This is a genomic window from Bacillus sp. XB1, from assembly GCF_053557995.1.
The window spans coordinates 1-489 of sequence record NZ_JBNRIL010000001.1 but is presented as its reverse complement, the minus strand read 5'-3'; the positions used below and the strand labels follow the sequence as shown (position 1 = coordinate 489).

At 57.7% G+C, this 489-nt stretch carries 1 pseudogene; it reads left to right on the top strand.

Annotated elements, in window-relative coordinates:
- Positions 1–489 (top strand): annotated as a pseudogene (locus tag ACK1U5_RS00005) (collagen-like protein); the annotation flags it as partial.

Sequence of the window (489 nt, the reverse complement as noted above, 5' to 3'; positions counted from 1 at the left end):
GCTACTGGACCTCAAGGTGTTCAAGGTAACACAGGCGCTACCGGCGCTACTGGTGCTACTGGACCTCAAGGCGCTCAAGGTAACACAGGTGCTACCGGCGCTACTGGACCTCAAGGCGCTCAAGGTAACACTGGTGCTACTGGACCTCAAGGTGTTCAAGGTAACACTGGTGCTACCGGCGCTACTGGACCTCAAGGCGCTCAAGGTAACACTGGTGCTACTGGACCTCAAGGTGTTCAAGGTAACACAGGCGCTACCGGCGCTACTGGACCTCAAGGCGCTCAAGGTAACACTGGTGCTACTGGCGCTACCGGTGCCACTGGACCTCAAGGTGCTCAAGGTAACACTGGTGCTACTGGACCTCAAGGTGCTCAAGGTAACACGGGCGCTACCGGACCTCAAGGTGTTCAAGGTAACACGGGTGCTACTGGACCTCAAGGTGCTCAAGGTAACACGGGTGCTACTGGCGCTACCGGTGCCACTGGACCT